The sequence below is a fragment of the Desulfovibrio sp. ZJ200 genome (assembly GCF_011039095.1).
Classification (GTDB): domain Bacteria; phylum Desulfobacterota; class Desulfovibrionia; order Desulfovibrionales; family Desulfovibrionaceae; genus Desulfovibrio.
Genome location: NZ_JAAKEH010000003.1, coordinates 72,412 through 87,543, shown reverse-complemented (window position 1 = coordinate 87,543; position 15,132 = coordinate 72,412). Strand labels below are relative to the sequence as shown.

Genomic DNA, 15,132 nt, shown 5'->3' with positions numbered 1-15,132 from the left:
TATGAAAGCATTGCTGGTGCTGGAAGACGGTTTCACTCTGGAAGGCAAATCCTTTACCGGCGAGTTTGAAACCGGCGGGGAAGTGATTTTTACCACGGGCATGACCGGCTATCAGGAAGTGCTCACCGACCCTTCCTACTACGGGCAGATGGTCTGCATGACCTATCCGCTCATCGGCAATTACGGGATTTGCCGCGAGGATATGGAGTCCGCCGGGGTGCATGCCGCGGCCCTGCTGGTCAAGGAGTGCTGCAAAAAGCCCTCCAACTGGCGGGCAACCATGTCCCTGCCCGCTTTTCTGAAGCGCCACGAGAAGCCGGGCATGGAAGGGCTGGATACCCGCGCCCTGACCCGCCATTTGCGCATCAACGGCGCCATGCGCGGCGTTATTTCCACCCGGGAGCTCGATCCGCGCGCGCTGCGCGAGAAGGCTCTGGCCCTGCCCACCATGCAGGGCCGGAACCTGGCGCCTTTTGTGGCGGCCAGGGAGCCGTACGCCTGGTATGAGAACGCCCCGCAAAAGGCCGTTTTCAGCGCTGACGGCGCGTATGCCTGGAGGGGGACGGGGCTGCGCCTGCTGGTCTATGATTTCGGCATCAAGTGGAATATTTTGCGGCGCTTGTGCGAGGCGGGCTTCGAGCCGCTGGCCGTGCCGCCGGACTTCAGCGTGCAGATGGCCAGGGCCAGCGGCGCGCAGGGAGTTTTTCTCTCCAACGGGCCCGGCGATCCGGCCACGCTGACCAGGGAGATCGCTCTGGTGCGGGAATTGATTCAGGCATTCCCGGTCACGGGCATCTGCCTCGGGCATCAGCTCATCGGCCACGCCCTGGGCGCTCGCACGGAAAAGCTCAAGTTCGGGCATCACGGCTGCAATCATCCGGTCAAGGATCTGACCACCGGACGCATTGAAATCTCTTCCCAGAATCACGGTTTTCATGTGGTGCTGGAGGAAACGCCCGATGTGGAGGCCACTCACGTCAATCTTAATGATCATACCCTGGAGGGCTTGCGCCACAAGCGCCTGCCGGTCATGAGCCTTCAATACCACCCTGAAGCCGCGGCAGGCCCGCGAGACGGCGACTATCTCTTTACCCGCTTTCGGGAAACGATCGCCAGGGCCGCGCGCATCTGAGGCTCACGGCGGGAAATGTCTTGATATGGCCTCGTTTTTGAGGATATACTGAGGCTCAGGGCAGGTCGCCAAAGCCCCCCTGCAAACATTGAGGGCCCGGGCTTGCAGCAAATGTCTTGTTTTCAAAGCTTCATCCGTAGCTTCCTTCGTCGCAACGGCTGAAGCACGGACGCGAAATGATGGCAGCGCCGCTTTTGAAATTGAATCATTTCAAAAGCAAAATGCTCTAGAGCGTTTTGCTAATAAAATTAGCTAAACGCTCTGGCGGCCGCGGGAGCGGACGCCCGCGCCGAATGAGCGTCCAGACCGCGTTCTGGACGCGAAATGATGGCAGCGCCGCTTTTGAAATTGAATAATTTCAAAAGCAAAATGCTCTAATGGCCGGCCCGGCATGCCTTTGCCTCCTGGTTTCGGCTGGCAGAATGGCGTGATAAAAGGCAGGGCCGCCATGACCTCAACATTAAGGAGCTTTCAGTGAAAAAGTCAGTTTTGAGCCTTGGCCTGGCTCTGGTTCTGGCCTTGGCCGGCATCAGCGTTCAGGCTGCGGAAAAGGGCCACCCACAGGGCAATCCCGTGGATCAGTTTACCGGCAAAGTCTGGGTAGAGACCCGCGAGTCCGACAAGACCGCGTATCTTTTCGGGGTAGAGTCGGCCATCACTGTCGAATATTTCGTCAATACGCAAATCACGGAAAAGGCCGCCAAGGCCGGCAAACGCCCGGTATACTGCGTCTCCCCTTTTGAAAGAGGCTGGATGAAGGCCTTTAAGAACGTCAGCCGCGCGGAAATCGTCAAGATGGTGGACAACTGGTATAAGGCCAACCCTCAAAGTCTTGACCGTCCGGTCATGAGCGTCATTTGGCATGAGTTGATCATGCCGCGGCTGGCTGCCGCGAAGTAGGCATTGTCGTTGTCTTGCAGATCCGGCGAAAGCCCGTGATTTTTTCAGGAGAAAAGCCATGAAGAAAGTTTTGATTGCAGGCCTGTTGGCCGTCATGTTTGCCGGCGGCATGGGATGCACCAATATGAGCCGCACGCAGCAGGGCGTTGCCAGCGGCGCGGCCCTGGGCGCTTTGGGCGGGGCCGGTATTGCCGCCATTTCCGGCGGATATGCCGGTTGGGGCGCGCTGGCCGGCGCAGGCGTCGGCGCGCTGGCCGGCGGCATTATCGGCAACCAGCAGGATAAAAATTACCACTGGTAAGATCGAGGCGCGTGTGCACTCCCGGCACAGACGCAGAATATGGCCGGGTAAAAATCGCAACGGGCCGGATTTTCCGGCCCGCTTGTCTTTTGCCGGCGTCTGTCCCCACAGCTTTGGTCAGGGGCAGGCATTTTCAGGAGAAAATCATGACTCGCACAATCCGCACGCTCTTTTTCAGCCCCACGCACAGCAGCAGAAAAATCGCCCTGGCCATTGCCGACACGCTGGCCGCGGCCCTGGGGGCCAAAAAGGAAGTTCACGATGTGACGCTGCCTGAGGGCAGAGTGCAGAGCAAGCCCTGTGGGCCTGACGACGCGCTGGTGCTGGCTTTTCCGGTGTACGGCGGAAGAGTGCCGCAAGTCCTGGAAGCTCTTTTGGCTGATCTTGAAGGCCAGGGAGCATGCGCGGTCGTGGTCGCGGTTTATGGCAACCGCCATTACGACGACGCTTTGCTGGAAGCAGGGGATCTGCTCACGCGGCGCGGCTTCAAAGTCATTGCGGCCGCGGCTTTTATTGCTGAGCACTCCCTCACGCCCAAGGTGGGAACCGGCCGCCCTGATGACGCTGATATGCAGCGCGTGGCTGACTTTGCCCGCGCCGCTGCCGAGAAGATTGCCCGGGGCAATCCCGCGCCAGTCACGGTGAAAGGGCAACGGCCCTACAAGGAGCGGGGCCCGACCGCGCCCGTGAGTCCCAAAACCGGCGAGGGCTGTACCGAGTGCATGCTCTGCGTTGCGAGCTGTCCCATGGGCGTGATCAGCGCCCACAATCCCCGTCTGGTGAGCCAGGGCTGCATCTGTTGCTTTGCCTGCGTTAAATCCTGCCCTGAAGGGATCAAGTATTTTGACGATGAAAGAATCGCGCAAATCCGGGCCATGCTCGAAAGCAAGTGCGGGGCGCGCAAGGAGCCGGAGCTTTTTCTTTAGAGCATTTTCTCTTTGAAAATGCTCTGCTGACGCGCAAGCGGCAGCCGCCGCAACGCGGCGTACATTCAGGCGAAAACCGCGTTTTTCGCCTGAATGCCACCTTTGACTTTCATAAAAAGTCAAAGGTAATCTGCTCTAGAGCATTTTGCTTTTGAAATTATTCAATTTCAAAAGCGGCGCTGCCATCATTTCGCGTCCAGAACGCGGTCTGGACGCTCATTCGGCGCGGGCGTCCGCTCCCGCGGTCGCCAGAGCAATTTCAAAGTGAAATTGCTCTAGAGCGTTTCAAAAGCAAAACGCTCTAATCTCAATGCCGGGGCGTTGCGCCTTGGTTGCGCCGTCATGTAAAAATGCCGCTTGCGCGGCATTTTCTTTGTCTGATGCAATCTCCGGCATACGACCGGAATCTGGCAAACAGCCTGTAAAAATCCGTTCCGGCTGTGGACTGGGCCTGCGTGGCCCTCTACAGCGGCTCGTCTACATTTTTATCCATGTCCACAAATTGTCCGAAGCCGTCAGTGGCAAAGGCTGACATGAGGAGTTTGGTCAATTCCGGATCGTAGCGCTGGGCGTCGGCAGCCAGATTTTTTGCGGCCTCCAGCGGCTCTCGCGTCTGGCCGTACGATTTTTCGCAGATCATGGCTGAAAAGGAATCGGCAATGGCCGTGATCCGCCCTACGCGGCTGATCTGGCTGCCTTTGAGCTTTTGCGGGTAGCCTGAGCCGTCCATGCGCTCATGATGCTCAAAGCTGGCGCGCAACAGCTCTTCAAAGGCAATATCCGTTTTTTGCATCAGCTTTACGCCGACCATGGGATGCAAAAGCACCTTTTCCCACTCTTCGGGCTTGAGAGGCCCCTGCTTGTTGAGCACAAAGGCCGGAACCTTGCTCATGCCCACGTCATGCAGCAAAAGGGCGAGCGCCATGCGGTCCAGATCCTTGCGGCGGAAGTCGGAGACAATCTGAAGCCAGAGCCAGAGGCCCACGGACATGGTGTTGAGGGCATGCCGGGCCGGCTGGTGCTTGCGAAAAAGCCGGCGCATCAAGGCATTGATACGGTGTTTGTCTTCCCAGATGTACTCTGTGACCACCATGACGTCGCGGTAAAGCGGCTCAAACACCGACTTGACCGGTTGAGCGTTGAAATCCGTATAGCGCAGAGCCAGTGCGCGGATGCAGATGTCCGCGATTTCCGATTCCTTGAGATTGTTGTCCTGAAGCACCAGATCAAGCTGTTTGACGATGTGCCGGGAATACACGGAATGATCGGAGCGCGACACGAAAAGATTGCCCTCCGCGCAAAGCCGGGCCACCTCATCCACCTGCTCGTTGCTCAGTCGCACGCCCTTTTTGGAGTAGGGCGCAAGCACCTTGATATCCTCGCGGAAGCAGAAGAGATCCACCGGCGGCCGATATTTGGGAAAACTCGCCAGAATTTCACTGTTGATTTGATAGTATTCCTCATTGATGTTGTGAGGAATCTCGCGAGCTGTCCGGGCTTCAACGGCCATAACTTATTTCCAGTAGATTTTGACGAGGTTGGTGCCGCGCGGCGTGGCCGAGGAGCCTTTGAGCTGGCCCGCGGTGATCACGGCGCAGTCGTTGGCCTTGAAGTCAGGACTCGCATGGATGAAGTTCTCGGCCCTGTTCAGGTGGCTCGGCTCGGCTTCGGGTTTGTCCACAAAAATGGGCTCCACGCCCCAGACGAAATTGAGAGCCTTGATCGTCACGGGATCTGGCGTCAGGGCATAGATGCGTTGCGGCGGCCTGCGCGCGGAAACCTGGCGGGCCGAACCGCCGGAAAGGCTGTGCGAGACAATGGCCTGGGCCTGGGCCTTGTCGGCCAGCAGGCAGGCTGAATACGCCAGAAATTCCGGGATGCCCTTGTCGCCGTCCGGCTCTTCCAGCTTGCGGTTGACCAGCAGCAGCTTTTCGGCTTCATCCGTGATTCGCCGCATATAGCGGACGGTTTCCACAGGAAAGTTGCCCATGGCAGTCTCTTCGGAAAGCATCACGCAATCGGCCCCGTCCAGCACGGCATTGGCCACGTCCGTGGTTTCCGCGCGGGTGGGCGCGGGGCTGTTGACCATTGAAAGCAGCATCTGCGTGGCCACGATGACCGGTTTGGAAGCCTTGTTGCAGGCGCTGATGATCCGTTTCTGCAGAGCCGGGAGCTGGGGCAGGGGGCATTCCACGCCGAGATCGCCGCGGGCCACCATGACGATATCCGTCTCTTGCAGAATTTCAGCCAGATTGTCCACGGCGCTCTGACGCTCAAGTTTGACCACCACCGGCACACGACGCCCGGCGGCGGCAATCAGCGCCTTGGCTTCCCGCACGTCGTCAGCCGTCTGCACATAGGAGATCGCCACAGCGTCCACTCCCAGTTGCAGGCCGTCGGCCAGGTCTTTCTTGTCCTTGTCGGTCAGGGCGCGCACTTTGGTGGCTTTGCCGGGCAGCGCCAGGCCCTTGCGCGAGGTAACCAGCCCGGCGTTGTCGGCCTCCAGGAGCACAAGACCGTCGGAGCGGCGCTCCCGCACTATGAACTGCAGGCCGCCATCGGCCAGCACCATGCGATCTCCGGGTTCCAGACTTTCCAGAATGACGTCATGGTCAAAGGGCAGGTAGGGCAGTTCCTCCACGCGCCGGGCGCTGGGACCGAGCAGCAGGCGCATGCCCTTGCTGACCTGGATGGTGTTTTCCGGCACCACGCCCAGGCGGATTTTAGGGCCGGAAAGATCCTGCATGATCGTGATGGGACGCCCGAGCTCTTGCTCAACTTCGCGTATATATTTGATGATATTTACAAAATCTGAAGCTCCACCATGAGAAAAATTGAGCCGGAAGACACTGACGCCGGCCTCAGCCAGAGCCAAAAGTTTTTCCTTGCTGTTGGAAGCCGGGCCGATGGTGGCGACAATCTTTGTTTTCATGGCGATTCCTTCTTGTTGGCGACCCGCTGGGCGTGCGCGGAAAAAACTTCGCTCAAAAGGCCGGGCAGGATAAATCATCTTGGTTTTCAGCGGCATTGTCAAGGCATCCGGCCAAAATACCCAGGGCAGACGCATCGTATGCGGCAGCCCTGGCGACGATGCGACAGCATCGCCCGAAGCCGCATGCCGCGCGGGGCAAAGTGCGGCTTAGAGCGTTTTGCTAATGAAATTAGCTAAACGCTCTGGCGACAGCGTTAGCTGGCGCCCGCGCCGAATGAGCGTCCAGACCGCGTTCTGGACGCGAAATGATGGCGGCGAAGTGATTGAAAATGAATATTTTCAATCAAAAAATGCTCTAACGATGCTCTTTCTCCGTCATGCGCGGCAGGCAAACAGGCACAGCCGCTCTGGCCGCGGTTCTTACTGTCTGTCATTTTAATATATTGATATTTTTGAATATTTTTAGATGCCGCTGCCAGGGCTCGGGAGCTGGTCGGCTTGACACCCTGTTGGGCTTGGGGCATAAGTGGGAAAAAGTGGTAAGAATCAGTAAAAAAGTGGTAAATCGTGCAAAAGCTCTTCACCAAAAGCCTTTCCCGCAGCCTTGATGCCAAGGGGCGGTTGATGTTGCCTCCGGAATACCGCGAGGCCCTCTGCGCAGGGGGAGGGGATGGTGAAGGCGCGGGCGCTTTCTGGCTGACCTGTTTTTACGGCCGCCTGACGGCCTATCTGCCCGCTGAGTGGGAAGCCGTCACCGAGCAGTTGGGCCGCATCCGCATTCCGTCGCCCAGGCTTTCGCACTTCAAAACCAAAATCATGGGGCTGGCGCAGGAGTTGATTCCCGATCCGCAGGGCCGGGTGCGCATTCCGCAATCTCTGATGCGCGAGGCTGGCTTGCAGAAGGACGTCATGCTGGTGGGCATGCTCAACAAGTTTGAAATATGGGATCAAAAACGCTTCGATGAACTGCAGCTTGAGGATGTCTCCGAAGAGCTTGCGGCCAGCGGCGTGGATATTTCGCTGTGAGTTCCGGATGCTTTTATGCTGGGATGCTCTGTCTGCCCGCGAGGGCGGAGCGTTGGCTCGCATCGCAGTGTGGATTCCGGGAAAAAACGTTGTTTCAGAAGATTCTGGGTGAAATCGGATACGCAATGACAATCGGAAATTGCTCAAAAGGTCGAGCCCCATGGCGGAAGTGATGGCCGGGAGCGGGCAGAGCGCGGCACAGCGTCATGTGCCCGTGCTCCTCGCCGAGACGCTGCGCGCGCTGGCTCCAAAACCCGGCGGCCGTTATCTTGACGGCACGCTGGGCCTGGGCGGGCATGCCGCGGCGCTGCTTGCCGCCGCGCCGGGCTCCGAGATCTGCGGCCTGGATCGCGACGCGCAAGCCCTGGCGCTGGCCCGCGAGCGACTGCGCCCGTACGGTGGCCGCGCGCATTTTTTCCACTGCCGCTACAGCCGTTTTCTCGGAGCTCTGGCCGAACTCGGTTGGGACAAGGTTGACGGCGCGCTTTTGGATATCGGCGTTTCATCTCTGCAAATCGACGAAAAGGAGCGCGGCTTCAGTTTTTACGGCGACGGCCCGCTGGATATGCGCATGGATCGGCATTCCGGGGAATTGTCGGCCTGGCATTGGGTCAACCGCGAGAGTTTCGCCCGGCTCAAGGAGTGCATAGCCACGTTGGGCGAGGAGCCGCAGGCCGGGCGTATCGCCCGCGCTCTTGTGGAAGCCCGGCAGAAGGCTCCCATCGACAGCACGGCGGAACTGGCCGCGCTGGTGGAAAAAGCCTATCCGGCCGCCTGGCGGGCCAAGGCCAGACGTCATCCGGCCACGCGCACGTTTCAGGCGCTGCGCATGGCGGTCAATGACGAGTTGGGGGAGCTGGATCGTTTTCTGTCGCAGATTCTGGCCCGGCTGCCCATCGGCGGGCGTCTGGTCGTGATTTCCTTTCATTCGCTGGAGGACCGCATGGTCAAGCTGGCCATGCGTCATTGGGCCGAAGGCTGCCGCTGCCCCCGGCATGTGCCGGTCTGCATCTGCGGGCATCAGCCGGAAGTGCGCATTTTGTACAAAAAACCGGTGCAGGCCGGGGCTGATGAACTGGCCGTGAATCCGCGCGCGAGCAGCGCCAAGCTGCGGGCCGCGGAAAAAACAGCCGAGGCCGTCTCATGAAAAAGAGCGTCCCGCCTAAAACGCGGGGCGGCAGGGGCTGGCTGCTTGTTCTGGCTTTGGGGCTGATGGCCTGCATGGTCATGGGCCTTGTGCTTGTCTGGAGCAATATTGAACGCATGGATACCACATATTTCATCAATATTGCGCAGAACGAACTGCGCGAACGCCGGGATCTGCGCGCAAAGCTGCAAGTGGAGCGCGAGCGGCTGCTCTCTCCGTATGAGCTGCGCCGCAGGGCAGAGGAATTCGGCATGCGCGAGCCCAGGCCCGGTCAGGTGCGGCGCATGGAAATACAGTAGGGCGTTGAGCTCATTTCAGTAGCAAAACGCTCTCCTTGCAGAAACAAGCTCCTGAAGCTGGCGCCGGAGGTTGAAAACAGCTCCTTGCCCGCTCCAGGAGCCGGGTTTTCGCGCAAAAAAAAGACGGCTGCCCCGGCTTTGGGCAGGAGCGCGTCCGCCCGCCGCGCAGGGAGCCGAAACAGTCTGAAAAAAAGCCGTCGCAGACGGCTCGAATACAAAGCGATCCCGTTATCGGGGGAAAGATGTTCAAGTTCAGCAAACGCAACCGCAACCGCCCGAACCCGGCCGTAAAGCGCGACACGTCCCCGCGCGGCAGCCGCATTCTGCGCGCCAAAAACGGCAGGAACTCCCGGCCCGGCCTTGCCGCAAGCTTTGCCGGGGTCGACTGGGCGCGCTTCCGGATCAATGTGGTTGTCGGCATTTTCTGTCTGCTTTGGGCCGGTCTCTGGGGCCGGGCCTGGTATCTGCAGATGATCGAGGGGCCGCGTCTGGCGGATCGCGCGCACCGTCAGCACATGGCTTCCGAACTGGTTACAGGCCGCCGCGGCATGATCTATGATCGCAACGGGCAGGTGCTGGCCCGCAGCGTGGAGGCCCGCTCTGTGTATGTCAAGCCTCAGGAAGTCGAGGATTTTTTGGTGATGGCCAATACCCTGGGGCCGATCCTGGGCATGGAGCCGCAAAAGCTGTATGACGATCTTTCAAAAACGAATCGCCGTTTTGTCTGGCTCAAGCGCAAGGTTGACGATTACACGGCCCAGGCCGTGCGCAAGGCCAATCTGGCGGGCATCGGCCTGAGCAAGGAATATGACCGCGTCTATCCGTTCAAGCACATGGCCGGGCAGCTTTTGGGCTTTGTGGGCCTGGACGACAAGGGCCTTGAAGGCATAGAGCGCGCCCTGGAAGCGCGTCTGGGGTGCATTCCCACCCGCCAGATCGTGCAGCGCGACGCCATGGGGCGTCGTTTTTACCTGCATGAGGAGGGTCAGTCGGAGCCGCGCGGCCAGGATCTGACCCTGACCATCGACGTGCAGATGCAATTCATTGCCGAAGAAGCAGTGGCCCGCGCCGCTCGGGAGCATGACGCGCGCTGGAGCGGCGCTCTGGTCGTGGACGTGCCCACAGGCGAGATCCTGGCCTGGGCGCAGTATCCTTTTTTCAATCCCAATACATATCGGGAATCAAGCCCCTTGATCTACCGCAACCGGCTGGCCGCCGACGCGCTTGAGCCCGGTTCCACCTTCAAGCCCTTTGTCATGGCTGCCGCCCTGCAAGAGCGCAAAATCACGAGCACGACGCCCATCAACTGCGAACGCGGCAAATGGGAAACCAAAAACTTCATCATCCGCGATACGTCCAATCAGGGGGTACTGCCCGCAAACAAAGTGCTGCGGTACTCCTCCAATATCGGCATGGCCAAGATCGGTCTCGCGCTGGGCGCGCCCACGTTTTACAAATATCTGCATGCCCTTGGCTTTGGCGAGCGCACCAGCGTGCCTGTTGCGGAAAGCCGCGGCATTTTGCGCATGCCGCGCGACTGGAGCGAAGTGGACATCATGTCCACTTCCTTTGGGCAGAGTATTTCCGTCACGGGCCTGCAAATGGCCCAGGGCTACCTGACGTTGCTGAACGAGGGCGTCTACAAGCCGTTACGGCTGATCAGGGAAGACGGCAGCGTGGAAGAGCCGCGCCAACGGGTCTTTACCGAACAGACGGCGCGCCAGGTCATGAAGATGATGCGGGATGTGGTTGAGGAAAAAGACGGCACGGGCAAGCGCGCGCGCATTGAGGGCGTGGAAGTGGCAGGCAAGACAGGCACTGCCCAGAAAGCGGATCACAGGGCCGGCACGTACGGCAACAAGCGCCTGGCGTCGTTCGTGGGCTTTTTGCCCGCAGACAGGCCTCGCTATCTGGTTCTGGTCATGGTGGACGAGCCCTCGCGCAATCAGTTCGGCGGCGTGGTGGCCGCGCCGGTCTTTCGTGAAATCGCGGGTCGCGCCTTGATCTATAGCGGCATTTTGGCGGAAAGGCACGTTGACGAAAGCGGCAAGGGCGCGCTCGCCTCCGGCGCGCGGCGGCGCGGCCTCAAGGTTTCCGCGTTGGAGACGCCGTATCTGGCCCAGGTGGCGCACGCGCCCCGGCGCGATTCGGGCATGCAGTTGCCCGGCCATCTGGCCAAAGCCTCCGACAAGGTGCCGGACGTGCAGGGCAAATCCGTGCGTAATGCTGTAGAGCTGTTCGCGCGCGCGGGCGTTGTGCCGGAGCTCAAGGGCTCGGGCAGCAGGGTGGTGCGCCAGAGCCCGCCGCCCGGCGCGGCCTGGCCCGCGCAAGGGCAAGGCGCGGCCTGTATTTTATGGCTCTCGGAGAGATAGAGCGTTTTAAAAGCAATATGATCTACTATGCTTGAACCTGACCTCGGCCTGAAGCGGCTCTGCCGGGGTTCGGGACAACTTGCGGCAAGATTTGTGAGGTAACTATGCAGCGGGAATTTGCGGCTCTTCTGGAAACCTGCCGCTGTGGCGGCCCCAACGGAGACAGCGCCGCAGAAGTGCGCGACGACTCGCGCGAGGTCAGGCCCGGGGATATTTTTGTGGCTGTTCCCGGCGTTGCCGAGGACGGTTCGCGCTTTATTCCCGCGGCTGCGGAAGCCGGGGCAGGCGTCATTGTCTGCCGTCCGGGCACAGCGGAAAGCGCGGCGGCTCAAGCCCGCGGCTGCCGCGTCGTGCAGCATGAGAACCCGCGCGAGGCGCTCTGGCGGCTGGCCCAGGCCCGCTGGCGCACAGACGAGCTGAATCTCCGAGTCCTGGGCGTTACCGGCACCAACGGCAAGACGACCAGCACGTATCTGTTGGAGCGCCTGTTCCGTGAGGCAGGGCACAAGGTCGGCGTCATGGGCACTGTGAGCTACCGCTGGCCCGGCCACGAGGAAAGCGCGCCCCTGACCACGCCCGGCCCCTTGCGGGTGCATTCCATGCTGGCCCAAATGGCTGAAGCCGGGGTGGACGTGGTCGTCATGGAGGTTTCCTCGCACGCCATCGACCAGCAGCGCGTCTGCGGGGTGCCTTTCGCGGGCGCGGCCTTCAGCAATCTGACGCAGGATCATCTTGATTTTCACAAGGATATGGAAAGCTATTTCAAGACCAAGGCCAGGCTCTTCCTGGAGCTGCCGCGGCACGACAAGCTCATGGCCGTGAATGCCGACGATCCCTGGGGCCGCCGCCTGTTGGAACTTTGCCCGCGCGCCCTTTCTTTTGGCCTGCAAAAAGGCGCGCCCAACCGTCGGCATCTCTGGGGCGAGCTCCTTTCTGCGGGCACGGACGGCTGCCATTTACGCATGAGCCTTGGCCCTCAGAGCTGGGAATTGCGCTCGCCTCTGGTCGGAGCGTTCAATGCCTCCAACCTGCTGGCCGTGCAGGCCCTGGCCCTGGAGATGGGGCTGGAGCCGGCGCAGTTCAAGGCGCTGGAGAGCTTTACCGGCGTCTGCGGCCGCCTGGAGCGGGTGGAGAATCCCCGTGGCCTCAATGTTTTTGTGGACTACGCGCATACGCCGGATGCGCTGGTCAATGTGCTCAAGGCCTTGCGCGGAGCCGGTTTTGCGCGGATCGTCACTGTCTTCGGCTGCGGCGGCAACCGCGATCGCGGCAAGCGCCCGCTGATGGGCGAAGCCGTGGCGCGCTATGCGGATGTGGCCGTGCTCACCTCGGACAATCCCCGCTTTGAGGAGCCTGAAGCCATTTTGCAGGATGTGCTGCCGGGCCTGAAAGAAGCGCGCCACGTCCTGGTGGAGGTTGACCGCCGGACGGCCACTGCCAGGGCCCTGGAGATGCTGGGCAGGAACGATGCCTTGCTGATTGCGGGCAAGGGCCACGAGAACTATCAGCTCATCCGGGGTGTCAAACACCACTACAGCGATCAGGAAGTGGTGCGGGAGTTGTTGCAGTGCGCTTGAGTTATAATGAAATAGCGGCCCATTTGGGCCATGCGGCGCTGCCTGATGATTTTTGGGTGACTTCCGTGGTTACGGACAGCCGGGAAGTCACGCCGGGCGCGCTCTTTGTCTGCCTGCCGGGCGAGCGCGCGGACGGGCATGACTTCGCGGGCATGGCGCGGGAACGGGGCGCGGTTGCGCTCCTGGCCTCGCGGCCGCTCCCGGGCGCGGGCCTGCCCGTGCTGCTTGTGCCGGACACGGTGAAGGCCTTGGGGCAAATCGCAGCGCTCTGGCGCGGCAGGACCACGGCCAGGGTGGTGGCCGTCACCGGCACGGCGGGCAAGACCACGCTCAAGGAAACGCTGGCCCAGGTGCTTTCAACGCGCGGCAGGACAGCGCGCAACGCCATGAACCGCAATAATCAGATCGGCATGCCCTGTTCCGTGCTGGCCGCTGAAGGGAATGAGGCTTTTTGGGTCATGGAGGCCGGGATCAGCCGGGAAGGCGACATGGATGAGCTGGCCCCGGTGCTGCGCCCCGACCTGGCCGTGATTCTCAATGTGGGGGCCGGGCATACCGCAGGCCTGGGCAAAAAGGGCGTGGCCTGGCACAAGGCCCGCCTGTTGGCGCATCTCGCGCCGCGCGGCCTTGGCCTGGTCAGCGCGGATTATCCCGATCTGGTGCGCGAGGCCAGGGCCTCAGGCGCGCCATTGCGTTTTTTCAGTGCCGCGGGCAAGGCCGTGGAATACCGCGCCGCCTATGTGGGGCCGGCGCCAGAGAGCCAGGGCGCGGCGCGCGGAATCTATCGTCTCTGGCTGAACGGCGAGACATGCGAAGTTCTTGCGCCGTTCCGGGGCGAATACGGCACGGAAAACAGCATTGCGGCCGCCGCCGCGGCGCACCTTCTGGGCCTTTCGCCCGGGGAGATTGCAGAGGGCTTCGCCCGCGCCGCTTTGCCGCCGCAACGTTTCAGTCAAAGCCGTCTCGGCGCCTGGGAGCTTATTGACGACACCTACAACGCCAATCCCCTGTCCATGCGCCGGATGCTGGAGGCCGCCGCCGATCAGGCCCGCGGTCGGGTATTTGTGGCGGTACTGGGTGAAATGGGGGAATTGGGCGAAGCCGCGGACGCCCTGCATGAGCAATTGGGGCGGCATCTGGCAAGGCTCAAGCCGGCTGCCGTGATCTGGAAAGGCGGCCATGCCCGGGAAATGCGCGCCGGGCTTGCGCGCGGCGGCTACGGCGGTCCTTACTGGCCCGTGGATGGTGTGGAAACATTCATTGCCGCCTGGAAAGCTTTCCTGCGCGGCACCAGGCCGGAGCAGGATCGTGGCGGCGTGCTGCTCTTCAAAGGTTCACGCTGCAACCGTCTGGAGGACTTGCTGGCGGCTTTGCGAGACTGCCACGCCACTGCGGCGGCACAAGAAGCGCAGAGCCAGCGACAAGGGGAGAGCGGGCATGTTTTATAACATTCTGGCTCCCCTGGCTTCAGAGTGGACGCTTTTCAACGTCTTCCGTTATATTTCCTTTCGATCTCTGGCCGCGCTGATCACGGCTCTGGTCATTTCCATTTTGATCGGGCCGCGCTTCATCGCCTGGCTGCGCCGTCTGAAATGCGGCCAGTATATCCATGAGGATGTTGTCGCGCACGCGGCCAAGGCGGGCACGCCGACCATGGGCGGGCTGCTCATGCTGGCGAGCCTCGGCATCAGCCTTCTGCTCTGGGCGGATCTGACCAATCCCTATGTCTGGCAGACCATGTGCGTTTTTGTCGGCTTCGGGGCAGTGGGGCTCTGGGATGATCTTGCCAAGCTGCGCCACCACCAGAACCGGGGCATTTCCGGCAAGGCGAAGCTGGCCGGGCAAATTCTGGTGGCTTTCATTGCCGTGTGGTTTTTGGCTTTGAACCCGGATTACAGCAGCAGGCTGACAATTCCCTTTTTTAAGGAATGGAGCCCGGATCTGGGGTGGCTGTATATTCCTTTCGGCATATTCGTGATGGTGGCCGCCTCCAACGCCGTCAACCTGACCGACGGCCTCGACGGCCTGGCCATCGGGCCGTCCATTGTGGCCTGCGCGGTTTTTTCCATTTTCATTTATATCACCGGCAATGCGCGCTTTGCCGGCTATCTGCTGGTGCCTTACATTTCCGGCGTGGGCGAGGTGACGGTTTTCTGCGCGGCCCTGGTGGGCGCGGGTCTGGGATTTTTATGGTTCAACGCGTATCCGGCGCAGGTTTTCATGGGCGACGTGGGTTCGCTCTCCATCGGGGGCGCGCTGGGCTATCTGGCCCTGCTCTGCAAGCAGGAATTGGTATTGGCCGTTGTGGGCGGGCTTTTCGTGGCCGAGACGCTGTCCGTGATCCTTCAGGTGGGCTACTTTCGCTGGACCGGCGGCAAACGCATTTTTCGCATGGCCCCGCTGCACCATCATTTCGAGCTGAAGGGCGTGCCGGAATCCAAAATTATCATCCGCTTCTGGATTACTTCCATTTTATTGGGGCTTGTGGCTCTTTCCGTGTTGAAGTTGCGCTGAGGAGAT

Annotated in this window: 14 protein-coding genes; 12 read left to right on the top strand and 2 right to left on the bottom strand. The window is 60.9% G+C overall.

Annotation, left to right across the window (positions count from 1 at the left end; all coding sequences use genetic code 11):
• Position 1: 1 nt before the first annotated feature.
• From carA to G7Y52_RS01785, 5 genes are all read left to right on the top strand, one after another.
• Positions 2 to 1,132: a glutamine-hydrolyzing carbamoyl-phosphate synthase small subunit gene (gene carA, locus G7Y52_RS01805; RefSeq protein ID WP_165065141.1), complete on the top strand. Its 1,131-nt coding sequence runs from the start codon at positions 2 to 4 to the stop codon at positions 1,130 to 1,132.
• A 474-nt stretch (positions 1,133 to 1,606) separates the two neighbouring features.
• Entirely contained in the window at positions 1,607 to 2,032 is a 426-nt protein-coding gene (locus G7Y52_RS01800; protein ID WP_165065138.1) for a hypothetical protein, read from the top strand.
• 58 nt (positions 2,033 to 2,090) lie between these two features.
• Complete coding sequence (locus tag G7Y52_RS01795) at positions 2,091 to 2,333, top strand: glycine zipper domain-containing protein (RefSeq protein ID WP_165065135.1); 243 nt, start codon at positions 2,091 to 2,093, stop codon at positions 2,331 to 2,333.
• 146 nt (positions 2,334 to 2,479) lie between these two features.
• Positions 2,480 to 3,259, top strand: a complete 780-nt coding sequence (locus G7Y52_RS01790) for a 4Fe-4S ferredoxin (protein ID WP_165065132.1) — start codon at positions 2,480 to 2,482, stop codon at positions 3,257 to 3,259.
• On the top strand, positions 3,223 to 3,414 hold the full coding sequence (locus G7Y52_RS01785; protein WP_165065130.1) for a hypothetical protein: 192 nt from the start codon (positions 3,223 to 3,225) through the stop codon (positions 3,412 to 3,414). Before G7Y52_RS01790 ends, G7Y52_RS01785 begins: the two co-directional genes overlap by 37 nt.
• A gap of 308 nt (positions 3,415 to 3,722) precedes the next feature.
• On the opposite strand, the gene G7Y52_RS01780 is transcribed toward G7Y52_RS01785, so the two are convergent.
• Positions 3,723 to 4,769 carry an HD domain-containing phosphohydrolase gene (locus G7Y52_RS01780; protein ID WP_165065127.1) on the bottom strand — a complete coding sequence of 349 codons (1,047 nt, stop codon included), beginning with the start codon at positions 4,767 to 4,769 and terminating at the stop codon, positions 3,723 to 3,725.
• 3 nt (positions 4,770 to 4,772) lie between these two features.
• Positions 4,773 to 6,191: a pyruvate kinase gene (gene pyk, locus G7Y52_RS01775; protein ID WP_165065124.1), complete on the bottom strand. Its 1,419-nt coding sequence runs from the start codon at positions 6,189 to 6,191 to the stop codon at positions 4,773 to 4,775.
• Positions 6,192 to 6,758: 567 nt separating this feature from the next.
• Between pyk and G7Y52_RS01765 the strand changes: the two genes are divergently transcribed.
• The 7 genes from G7Y52_RS01765 (at position 6,759) to mraY (ending at position 15,126) form a co-directional block, all read left to right on the top strand.
• Positions 6,759 to 7,217 (top strand): division/cell wall cluster transcriptional repressor MraZ, encoded by a 459-nt coding sequence (locus G7Y52_RS01765; protein ID WP_165065121.1) that lies wholly within the window; start codon positions 6,759 to 6,761, stop codon positions 7,215 to 7,217.
• 160 nt (positions 7,218 to 7,377) lie between these two features.
• Positions 7,378 to 8,364 carry a 16S rRNA (cytosine(1402)-N(4))-methyltransferase RsmH gene (gene rsmH, locus G7Y52_RS01760; RefSeq protein WP_165065118.1) on the top strand — a complete coding sequence of 329 codons (987 nt, stop codon included), beginning with the start codon at positions 7,378 to 7,380 and terminating at the stop codon, positions 8,362 to 8,364.
• Entirely contained in the window at positions 8,361 to 8,663 is a 303-nt protein-coding gene (locus tag G7Y52_RS01755) for a hypothetical protein (protein ID WP_165065115.1), read from the top strand. Before rsmH ends, G7Y52_RS01755 begins: the two co-directional genes overlap by 4 nt.
• Before the next feature lie 242 nt (positions 8,664 to 8,905).
• Complete coding sequence (locus G7Y52_RS01750) at positions 8,906 to 11,035, top strand: penicillin-binding transpeptidase domain-containing protein (protein WP_165065112.1); 2,130 nt, start codon at positions 8,906 to 8,908, stop codon at positions 11,033 to 11,035.
• 104 nt (positions 11,036 to 11,139) lie between these two features.
• Positions 11,140 to 12,612: a UDP-N-acetylmuramoyl-L-alanyl-D-glutamate--2,6-diaminopimelate ligase gene (locus G7Y52_RS01745; protein ID WP_165065109.1), complete on the top strand. Its 1,473-nt coding sequence runs from the start codon at positions 11,140 to 11,142 to the stop codon at positions 12,610 to 12,612.
• Entirely contained in the window at positions 12,603 to 14,060 is a 1,458-nt protein-coding gene (gene murF, locus G7Y52_RS01740) for a UDP-N-acetylmuramoyl-tripeptide--D-alanyl-D-alanine ligase (protein ID WP_165065106.1), read from the top strand. The genes G7Y52_RS01745 and murF overlap by 10 nt, the downstream gene beginning before the upstream one ends.
• Positions 14,050 to 15,126 carry a phospho-N-acetylmuramoyl-pentapeptide-transferase gene (gene mraY / locus G7Y52_RS01735; protein WP_165065103.1) on the top strand — a complete coding sequence of 359 codons (1,077 nt, stop codon included), beginning with the start codon at positions 14,050 to 14,052 and terminating at the stop codon, positions 15,124 to 15,126. The genes murF and mraY overlap by 11 nt, the downstream gene beginning before the upstream one ends.
• Positions 15,127 to 15,132 lie beyond the last annotated feature (6 nt).

Bases quoted from the DNA above. Each gene is read 5' to 3' on its own strand.
- G7Y52_RS01750 (WP_165065112.1), top strand. From the start codon at position 8,906: ATGTTCAAGTTCAGCAAACGCAACCGCAACCGCCCGAACCCGGCCGTA.
- G7Y52_RS01755 (WP_165065115.1), top strand. From the start codon at position 8,361: ATGAAAAAGAGCGTCCCGCCTAAAACGCGGGGCGGCAGGGGCTGGCTG.
- G7Y52_RS01745 (WP_165065109.1), top strand. From the start codon at position 11,140: ATGCAGCGGGAATTTGCGGCTCTTCTGGAAACCTGCCGCTGTGGCGGC.
- mraY (WP_165065103.1), top strand. From the start codon at position 14,050: ATGTTTTATAACATTCTGGCTCCCCTGGCTTCAGAGTGGACGCTTTTC.
- pyk (WP_165065124.1), bottom strand. From the start codon at position 6,191: ATGAAAACAAAGATTGTCGCCACCATCGGCCCGGCTTCCAACAGCAAG.
- carA (WP_165065141.1), top strand. From the start codon at position 2: ATGAAAGCATTGCTGGTGCTGGAAGACGGTTTCACTCTGGAAGGCAAA.
- G7Y52_RS01780 (WP_165065127.1), bottom strand. From the start codon at position 4,769: ATGGCCGTTGAAGCCCGGACAGCTCGCGAGATTCCTCACAACATCAAT.
- G7Y52_RS01790 (WP_165065132.1), top strand. From the start codon at position 2,480: ATGACTCGCACAATCCGCACGCTCTTTTTCAGCCCCACGCACAGCAGC.
- rsmH (WP_165065118.1), top strand. From the start codon at position 7,378: ATGGCGGAAGTGATGGCCGGGAGCGGGCAGAGCGCGGCACAGCGTCAT.
- G7Y52_RS01795 (WP_165065135.1), top strand. From the start codon at position 2,091: ATGAAGAAAGTTTTGATTGCAGGCCTGTTGGCCGTCATGTTTGCCGGC.